Origin of the sequence: Streptomyces sp. NPDC059957 (assembly GCF_042730015.1) — a bacterium.
Taxonomy (GTDB): domain Bacteria; phylum Actinomycetota; class Actinomycetes; order Streptomycetales; family Streptomycetaceae; genus Streptomyces.
In genome coordinates this window covers 1-9,506 of record NZ_JBHWMB010000141.1, presented here as the reverse complement: position 1 = coordinate 9,506, position 9,506 = coordinate 1, and the positions used below count along the sequence as shown (strand labels likewise).

Annotated in this window: 6 protein-coding genes and 1 pseudogene; 6 read left to right on the top strand and 1 reads right to left on the bottom strand. The window is 72.8% G+C overall.

All coding sequences use genetic code 11. The annotated features are described in order from the left end of the window. Positions 1-520 precede the first annotated feature (520 nt). Positions 521-1,330, bottom strand: coding sequence for a GNAT family N-acetyltransferase (locus ACFWBW_RS40840; RefSeq protein WP_385384697.1), 810 nt, complete (start codon positions 1,328-1,330; stop codon positions 521-523). 98 nt (positions 1,331-1,428) lie between these two features. Between ACFWBW_RS40840 and ACFWBW_RS40835 the strand changes: the two are divergent. From ACFWBW_RS40835 to ACFWBW_RS40810, 6 genes and pseudogenes are all read left to right on the top strand, one after another. Then, positions 1,429-1,815 (top strand): annotated as a pseudogene (locus ACFWBW_RS40835) (signal peptidase I); the annotation flags it as partial. 317 nt (positions 1,816-2,132) lie between these two features. Continuing rightward, entirely contained in the window at positions 2,133-4,382 is a 2,250-nt protein-coding gene (locus ACFWBW_RS40830; RefSeq protein WP_385384693.1) for an MMPL family transporter, read from the top strand. Positions 4,383-4,421: 39 nt separating this feature from the next. Further along, the gene (locus ACFWBW_RS40825) at positions 4,422-4,976 is read left to right on the top strand and encodes a GNAT family N-acetyltransferase (RefSeq protein WP_385384690.1); all 555 of its coding nucleotides are present in this window, start codon (positions 4,422-4,424) and stop codon (positions 4,974-4,976) included. A 169-nt stretch (positions 4,977-5,145) separates the two neighbouring features. Next, positions 5,146-5,742: a hypothetical protein gene (locus tag ACFWBW_RS40820; protein ID WP_385384688.1), complete on the top strand. Its 597-nt coding sequence runs from the start codon at positions 5,146-5,148 to the stop codon at positions 5,740-5,742. 348 nt (positions 5,743-6,090) lie between these two features. Then, positions 6,091-6,258 carry a hypothetical protein gene (locus ACFWBW_RS40815; protein ID WP_385384685.1) on the top strand — a complete coding sequence of 56 codons (168 nt, stop codon included), beginning with the start codon at positions 6,091-6,093 and terminating at the stop codon, positions 6,256-6,258. Positions 6,259-6,339: 81 nt separating this feature from the next. Further along, positions 6,340-9,390, top strand: coding sequence for an AAA family ATPase (locus tag ACFWBW_RS40810; protein WP_385384695.1), 3,051 nt, complete (start codon positions 6,340-6,342; stop codon positions 9,388-9,390). Positions 9,391-9,506: the final 116 nt, after the last annotated feature.

The following is a 9,506-nucleotide window of genomic DNA, read 5'->3' as shown; positions in this document are numbered from 1 at the left end:
AGCCACGGACGGTCGGCAGTCGCTAAGCCGAGAAGGACTGTGTAGCGATCTGTCGCGCCCACCGGCCCTGAGGGGCTTCCCGTCACCCTCTCGCTCATGCTGGCGGTCGACGGGCACGGGAAGGGTGTCCAGACCCCCCGGCCCTGGATGCTCTGATCGTCCCGCGTGTCCGTTCCGGCTGAGGTCACGGTCCTGCCGGGGCCGTGTCCAGATGACCGGCCGGAGGAAGGCTGCGCATCTCCGACTTGGCCGCTCCTCCCCACTCCTCCCCCCGGCCATTCCCCGGGGGGATCCCGGAAGTCTTGTGGCGTTTCGGGGTGGGTCGGTCGGTCAAGGGTGGCCGAAGGCCATCGCGAAGCGACGCGACCGAAGGGAGCGCCCTTGAGGGACCGGCCCGCACCGAAAGGACACTGGACTGCCGGGCTCCCACCGGCACTCGTCGAAGCCACCGACTGGCCCGCAGCACAGGCGCACCCCCCACCCCCGCCCCCACAGCCCTGCCAGGCCCCTATTCCTACCCCTACCCCTCCCACACCCAAGGCACGGTCACGCCCAATACATCGAAGCCCAGCCGTTCCAGGATCGGGCGGCTGTCCTCCGATGCGTCGACCTGGAGGTAGCGGATGCCCCGGTCCGCCGCCACGCGGGCGCGGTGGGCCACCAGGAGGCGGTAGATGCCGTGGCCCCGCCATTCCGGGACCGTGCCGCCGCCCCACAGGCCCGCGAAGGGGCTCCCCGGGCGCATCTCCATCCGGGCCGCGCTCACCGGGGTGTCGCCCGCCATCGCGACGACGGCTTCGATCGTGTCCGGCTCGTCCCGCAGCAGGTTCAGCATCAGGTCCTTGATGCGCGGGCGGTCCGCGCCGAAGGCGCGGCGGTGGGCCTCCATCATCAGATCCACGCCCGCCTCATCGGTCACCACCCGCAGCGTGATGCCCTCCGGCGGTTCCACCGACAGGGTGGCGAGGTCCTCCACCCGCCCCACCAGCACTGTTTCTGCGGGCTCCGCCACGAAGCCGGCCGCGCGCAGCCGGTCCCCGAGGTCGGCGGGGCGGTCGTGGCCGTACAGCTTCCACTCGAACTCCGCCGACGGGACCTCGCCCCGATCGGCCAGCCCCGTGAAGAACGCAACCTGCTCCGCGATCGCCGCGTCCGCCGTGTGCTCGTCGAGGTCCGACCAGAGCACCATGTTCCCTCCGGTGCCGGGCACGATCTGCCGTACGACCGCGCCCGCCCGTTCCACGCGCGCGTCACTGGTGTCGGGCAGGGCCTCCCGCCGCATCAAGGAGTCGAACTCGGCGCGCACCCTCAGCAGGTCATCCGGATCCATAGTCATCCGGCCAGCTCACCAGCCGCCGACGGGTCCGACAACTGCATTAGCCTCACCCCGTGAGCGACCCAACCTCCCCCACCCACCCCACCCACCCCATCCGCCCCACCCACCCCTCCGTCTACACCGGCAAGGCCGCCCCCGACGCCGCCGTCGACCGGGGTTGGCTGCTGGGGCACTTCAAGGAGCCGGGCGATCCCCGCCACAGCGAGGACGTGGAGATCAAGTGGGGCGTCCACCCCAAGGGGGAGGAGCGGGCGCAATGGGTGCGCGGGGAGTCCCGTACGGCCTTGCAGGTGCTGATCAGCGGCCGGTTCCGGCTGGAGTTCCCCGGCCGGAGCGTCGTGCTGGCCGAGCAGGGGGACTACGTCGTGTGGGGACGCGGAGTCGACCACTCCTGGTACGCGGAGGAGGACTCGGTGGTGCTCACCGTGCGCTGGCCCTCGCTGCCGGGCTACCGCGCCGACGAAGAGCCGGCCGACCAGCCCGACGAAGAGCCGGCCAAGCAGCTCGACGACCACCCCGCCGGCCACCCCGGCAACCACTCCGGCAACCACCCCGACGACCCATCCGCCCGGACCTCGGTTCCGAACCCCGTGTGACCATGGTCCCGCGCCTCCCCGAACACCTGTGACGCTGCCCACGAAGGCCGCCAACGATCACGCGACGCTGCGATCGTTGAGGTGTAGACCAACCGCCGCACCAAAATTCCAGACGCCCAGCGTTCAGTTTTCAGTGTTCACGCGTTCTTTCCGACGGTCCGTTCCCCGGTAAGGATCCGAACCACCAGGGAGCCCGTCCGTTGTCAGCCCTCGCACGCTGGTGCCTGCGGCACCGACTCGTCGCCGTCCTGCTCTGGCTCCTCGCCTTCGGCGGGACCGCCGCTGCCGCGGTCGGCGCCGGGACGGCGTTCTCCAATGACTACGAGGTCCCCGGCACCGAGTCCGCCAAGGCGCACGCCCTGCTGCGGGAAGGCTTCCACGGGCAGGGCGGCGACACCGACACCATCGTGTGGCGGGCCCCGGACGGGCAGAGCGTGCGGACGCCGGCCGTTCAGGAGCGCATGACGCGGGCCCTCGACTCCATAGCCGGGCTGCCCGGTGTCGGATCGGTTGCCGGTCCCTATGGTCCCGGGCCCGACAGCGGGGCCCGGATCAGCCGCGACGGGCGTACCGCCTACGCCGTGGTCACCTTCGACCGGCCGGCCGACTCGGTGCCGAAGGGCGAGGCGAAGGCCGTCGTCGACGCCGCGAGGAACCCGGCCACCCAGGCCGGCGGGCTGCAAGTCGAGCTCGGCGGGCGGGCCATCGGCCTCACCGAAGCCCCCTCCGCCCACCTCGCCGAGGTCATCGGCGTGGCCATCGCCGCGCTGGTGCTGTTCCTGGCCTTCGGGTCGCTGGCCGCCAGCCTGCTGCCCATCGCGACGGCCCTGGTCAGCGTGGGCACCGCCTACTTCGGCATCACCCTGCTCGGCCACGCGATGCCGGTCGCCGACTTCGCCCCGATGCTCGGCACCCTCGTGGGCCTCGGGGTGGGCATCGACTACGCACTGTTCATCGTCACCCGCCACCGCAAGGGCCTCAAACGCGGACTCCCGGTCGCGGAAGCCGCCGAGAGCGCCGTCGCCACCACCGGCCGGGCCGTGGTCTTCGCCGGGGCCACCGTCTGCATCGCGCTGCTCGGCATGCTGGTGCTCCGGCTGAACTTCCTCAACGGCGTCGCCATCGCCGCCTCCCTCACCGTGGTCCTGACCGTCGCCGCCTCGGTGACCCTGCTGCCCGCGCTCCTCTCGTACATCGGCATGCGCGCGCTGTCCCGCCGCGAGCGCCGCAAGCTGGCCGCCGAGGGTCCGCAGCCCGACGCGGTCACCGGCTTCGCCGCCCGCTGGTCCGCCTTCGTCGAGCGCCACCCGAAGCTGCTCGGCCTGGTCGCCACCGCCGTCATGGTGGTGCTGGCACTGCCCACGCTCTCCCTCCACCTCGGCACCTCCGACCAGGGCAACAACCCGGCCACCTCCACCACCCGCAAGGCCTACGACCTGCTCGCGGAGGGCTTCGGTCCGGGCATGAACGGCCCGCTGACCGTGGTCGCCCGCCTCGGCGGGGCCGGCGACCGGGTCGCCGTGGACGCGCTGGCCGAGTCGCTCCGTACGACCAGGGGCGTGGCCGCGGCCGGACCGGCGGTCTTCAACCGCAGCGGCGACACCGCCGTCGTCACCGTCGTACCGGACTCCTCTCCGCAGTCCCGGGCCACGAGCGAGCTGGTCGACAGGCTGCGCGAGGACGTCATCCCGCGCGCCGGCCAGGACAGCTCCATGCAGGTGCACGTCGGCGGCGTGACCGCCGGGTACGACGACTTCGCCGAGGTCATCGTCGGGAAGCTGCCGCTCTTCGTCGGGGTGGTCATCGCGCTCGGCTGCGTGCTCCTGCTGCTGGCCTTCCGCTCCATAGGCATCCCGGTCAAGGCGGCCGCCATGAACGTCGCCGCCGTCGCCTCCTCCTTCGGAGTCGTCGTCGCGATCTTCCAATGGGGCTGGGGCAGCGAACCGCTGGGGCTGGGCAGCGCGGGGCCGATCGAGCCCTTCCTCCCGGTGATCATGGTCTCGGTGCTCTTCGGGCTGTCCATGGACTACCAGGTCTTCCTCGTCAGCCGGATGTACGAGGAGTGGCTGGAGACGGGGGACAACCAGCGGGCAGTGCGCGTCGGCCTCGCCGAGACCAGCCGGGTGATCAACTCGGCGGCCGTCATCATGATCTCCGTCTTCCTGGCCTTCGTACTCAGCGGCGACCGGATCATCGCCATGTTCGGCATCGCGCTCGCCGCCGCCGTCGCCCTCGACGCCTTCGTCCTGCGGACCCTCCTCGTCCCCGCCCTGATGCACCTGCTCGGCGGAGCCAACTGGTGGCTGCCGGCCTGGCTGGACCGCCGGCTCCCGAAGATCAGCATCGAGCCCCCGGAACGCCGTCCGCATGCGAAACTTCCCCTGCAGCGGCCCGCCGCGGACCCCGTCACGAGCGAGGACGCGGCCGAGCCCGCGACCAGCTCCCGGTGACCAGGCCACCCGCCGCTCGATAGCCAAGGAAGAACGCGCATGTTCTCGATAGACCTCGCCGACGACGCCCAGCTGTTCCCGCTGGAAGCCCGGCACGCGGAAGAGTTCTTCGCCCACATCGAGCGCGGACGCGAGTTCATCGGCCAGTACGTCGGCTTCCCGGACCGGTCCGCCGACCTCGAGTCCGCACGGGCCCTGCTCGCCAAGTACGCGCTCACGGCGGGGGAGGACGGCGCGCGGTTCTTCGGGATCCGGCTCGACGGCACCCTCGTGGGCGGGGTCCTCTTCCCCGCGTTCGACGCGGCGACGGGCAACTGCGAGATCGGCTGCTGGCTGGAGCCCGCCGCGGCCGGCCGCGGCCTGGTGACGAAGGCCTGCCGCGTCCTGATCGACTACGCCTTCGCGGAGCGCGGCATGCACCGCGTCGAATGGCACGCCGCCACCGGCAACAAGAAGAGCCTCGCCGTGGCCGAGCGCCTCGGCATGACCCGTGAAGGCGTCATGCGCCAGAACCACCTGCACCGGGGCGTCCGCCAGGACACCGAGATCTGGGCGCTCCTCGCCCCCGAGTGGTCCGCGGCCCGCTCCGCGTAGGCAACCCCCGCGTAGGCAACCCTCGCCTAGGCGGCCCCCGTGTAGGCACGTCCCGCGCCCGCCCGCCGCCTCCCCGCCCCCGCTCTCCCCGGGGGCCGGGGCGGCGCGCTGCCCGCTGCCCGGCCGGATTCTCAGGAACCTCTCAGAAAAGCCGCCTACGGTGCCCCGCATGGACACCACCAAGACCCCCGCCCCGACCGCTCCCGAGGCGGACTCCCCGGCCGACCTGAAGAAGGTCCGCGCCGACGAGACGACCACCCCGGCCGCCGCGGACACCGCCGCCACCGAGGAGGTCCAGGGCGAGGAGCTCGCCACCGACCTCGACGACGAGTTCGACGAACTCGACGCCGCGGCCGACGAGCAGCAGAGCAGTGGTGTCGCCTCCGGAGCCTCCGCGATCGTCGCCGCCGGTCTCGGCCTGGTCGCCCTCACCGGCAGCTGGACCTCCCGCGTCATCGGCGAGCGGGAGACCCTCAAGGGCCAGATCAGCTCCGCCACCGCCACCACCACCGAGGCCAAGATCGAGGCGCTGTACGGCAACGCCTGGCACATGACCGCCCTGTTCAACGGCGTCCTGTCGACGGTCGCGCTGCTCATCGCCGTCTTCGTGCTGGCCCGCCCGGCCTTCGGCGCCCCCGGCCGCACCCTTCCGGCCTGGGTCCGCTCCGTGGCCTGGGCCGCCGTGGTCGTCGCCGCCATCGGCGTCGTCGCCTTCGCGTTCATGTACGTCCTCGCCCTCCCGACGGCCCCCGAAGGCGCCGCCTAGTCCGTTCGCCCTGTCGGGCGGTCCGTCTAGTGCTGTGACCGGGAAGGTTCACCGGGTCGCGACGCCCGGCACGGCGCCTCGCCGCGTTGTCGGACCACGGAAGTACGTCCGGTACGAGCCGTGGCCCTCCGCCTTGCGATGCACCGCACCGGACGCCGCGACCCGGCAAACCTTCCCGGCCACAGCACTAGGCACCGCCTTAGGCCACCTCAGGGACCCCGGGTCCCGGCCTAAGGCCCCCGGCTCCCGCAGATGCGGCATGCTCCCGATGTGCCGGCACCCCCTGGGGCGCGAATCTTGGATCACACCGAACGAGGTGTCCGAGAAACGCGAACCAGGGAGCACGAGATGTTCGAGTACGAGATCGCCACCGCCCGCCACGAGGACCTCATCCGCGAGGCCGACGCCTACCGCCTGGTCCGGGAAGCGAAGAAGGCCCGTCGCCCCTTCTCCCGGAGCCAGGAACCGGAGGGGTCGGTGAGAGGGCAGCGCGGCCGGTTCGCCCGCGCCGCGTAACCCGCGTCGCGAGACCGTGCGAACCGGCACGTGATGAGAAGCGCACCGAAATCCAGTGCCGATGAGCAGGGCCCCTGTGCGATGCTCGGCGGCGTGGAGACCAGATCTGTCAGCCCGGTGTTCGTCGGCCGAGCCGACGAACTGGCCGTACTCACCGACGCCCTGACGCGCGCCGCCGGCCAGGAGCCGCAGGCACTGCTCATAGGCGGCGAGGCCGGGGTCGGCAAGACCCGCCTCACCGAGGAGTTCCTCTGCGAGGCCGACCGCCGCGGCGCGGTCGTAGCCGTCGGAGGCTGTGTGGAGATCGGGGCGGAGGGACTTCCCTTCGCCCCGTTTTCGACGGCGCTGCGCACCCTGCACCGCCTGCTCCCCGACGAACTGGCCGCAGCCGCCGTCGGCCAGGAGGACGAACTCGCGCGCATCCTCCCCGAACTCGGCGAGACCCCGCGCGGCCCGCACGACGAGGAGAGCACCGCCAGGCTCTTCGAGCTGACGGCCCGGATGCTGGAACGGCTCGCCGCCGACCGCACCGTCGTCCTCGTCCTGGAAGACCTGCACTGGGCGGACACCTCCACCCGCCACCTGCTCTCCTACCTCTTCCGTGCGCTCGGCAGCGGCCGGCTCGTCGTCGTCGCCACCTACCGCGCCGACGACGTCCACCGCCGCCACCCGCTGCGCCCGCTCCTCGCCGAACTCGACCGGCTGCGCACCGTCCAGCGCATCGAGCTGTCCCGCTTCAACCGGGCCGAAGTACGGCGCCAGCTCGCCGGGATCCTCGCCTCGCAGCCCGACGAGGAGTTCGTCGAATCGGTCTTCGACCGCTCCGACGGCAACGCCTTCTTCGTCGAGGAACTCGTCGCCTCCCGCGCCAGCGGCTGCTCCACCGGCCTCACCGAATCCCTGCGCGACCTGCTCCTGGTCCGCGTCGAAGTCCTCCCGGACGCCGCGCAGCGCGTCGTGCGCATCGTCGCCGAGGGCGGCTCCACGGTGGAGTACCCCCTGCTGCGCGCCGTCACCCGGCTCACCGAGGACGAGCTGATCGAGGCCCTGCGCTCGGCGGTCGGCGCCAACATCCTCCTCGCCACCTCCGACGGCGACGGCTACCGCTTCCGCCACTCCCTGGTCCGCGAGGCCGTCTCCGACGACCTGCTGCCCGGCGAGCGCGCCCGCGTCAACCGCCGCTACGCCGAGGAGCTCGAACAGGACGACTCGCTGATCCGCGCGGAGGAGCGGGTCATCCGCCTCGCCACCTACTGGTACTACGCCAACGACGCGGCCAAGGCCCTGCCCGCCGTCCTCGCGGCCTCGGTGGCCGCCCGGCGCCGGCACGCCTATTCCGAGCAGCTGCGCCTGCTGGAGCGGGCCATGGACCTGTGGGAGGCCGTACCGGAGGACGTGCGCGACGAACTGCGCCCGGCGGACTACACCGAGGTCTACCCGCCCTGCGGCTGCGACCCGGCCACCACCCCGCTGCAACGCCTCGACCTGCTGGCCGAAGCCACCGTCGCGGCCCGCTTCGGAGGCGAGCGCGAACGCGCGCTGAAGCTGACCAAGACGGCCCTGCGGCTGCTGGAGGACGGCCACGACCCGCTGCGCGCCGCCTGGTTCTGGACCGAACGCTCCCGGATGATCGCCGGCCTCGCCCGCGGCGACGGCTGGGCGGAGCTCGCCAAGGCACAGGAGCTCGTCCGCGGGCTGCCCCCGTCCCAGGTGCACGCCGACGTCCTGGTCAGGGCAGCGAGCTGGGGCATGCTCCACAAGCCGGGGCCCGACAACCTGGTCGCCGCCGAACGCGCCGTGGAGTACGCGCGGATGGTCGGCGCCGAGGACACCGAGCTCAATGCCCGGATCACCGTCGGCAGCCTGCTCGTCGACTCGGGGGACCCCGAACGCGGCCTCGCCGAGATGTACGCGGTCAAGGACCGGGCCGCCGAACTCGGACTCGCCATGCTGGTGGGACGTGCGCACGTGAACCTCACCTCTCATCTGGAAGGCCTGGGCCGGTCCCGTGAAGCCGTGGAACTGGCCGAACAAGGTGCCGAGCTGGTCAAGAACTCCCATCTGATGGACTCCGAGGCCTACATTCGGGGGAACCTGGCGGAGAGCCTGTACAGCGTCGGCCGGTGGGAGGAGGCCGCGACGCAGGCCCGGCGCACCCTGACCCTCGTCAGCAGCGCCGCCCCGCGCGCCGCGGCCGTCGTACGGCTGGCCTACCTGGCCCTGGCCCGCGGCGAACTCGCCGAGGCCGCCGGCCAGCTCACCGCCGCCCGCGCCCACTTCGGGTCCCACGACGGCCAGCCCCAGCACCGGATCCCGCTGTTCCGCCTCGCGATCGGCGTGGCGGCGGCGGAGGGCCGGATCGCCGACGTCCGCGGCGAGGTGACCGCCGTCATCGCCCACGGCTTCCCGCTCGGCAACCACCGCTACGCCTGGCCGCTGCTGCTCGCCGCAGCCTCGGCCGAAGCCGAGGCCCGGGGCCTGCCCGCCGCGGAGGCCGGCCGCGAGGAAGCGCTGACGGTGCTGCGCACCGCGGCCCGGACCCTGGCCACCCCGGCTCCGGTGTGGAGCGCCCACTCCGAGTACCTCAGGGCCGAGCTGCTGCGCGCCGAGGCCCGGGACACCGTCGCCGACTGGACGGCCGTGGAAGCGGCTGTAGGCCCCCTGGAGCGCCCGTACCTCCTCGCCAGGGCCCGGTACCGGCTCGTGGAGTCCCTGCTGACGGCCGGCGGGGACCGCGAGGTCGCCGCCGGGCTCCTCCAGGAGGCCTACGCCACCTCCGAGCAGCTCGGCGCCCGCAGGCTCCGCGAGGACCTGGCCCTGCTCGCGCAGCGGGCCCGGCTCCCGCTCGTCCCGGTGGACGCCGCCGCCACGGCCCTGCTCGCTCCGGAGGCCGACCCGGTCGAGGCGCTGGGCCTGACCAGCCGCGAGCGGGACGTGCTGCGCCTGGTCGCGGCGGGCCACACCAACCGCCAGATCGCCGAGGAGCTCTTCATCTCCCCGAAGACGGCCAGCGTGCACGTCTCGAACATCCTGGCGAAGCTCGGTGTCGCGGGCCGCGGTGAGGCCGCTGCCCTGGCCCACCGGCTGAGGCTCTTCGGCCCCGTCGCCCCGCAGCCGGCCGGGACGCGGTGAAGCGGTGAGGGGCACGTCCCCCTAGGGGGTGTCTTGCCGATCAGGCCGGGCTCGCGGCGCCTGGCACCGCGCCTCGCCGCGTTGTCGTCACTCGCCGACGCTCCGCGTCGACTCCC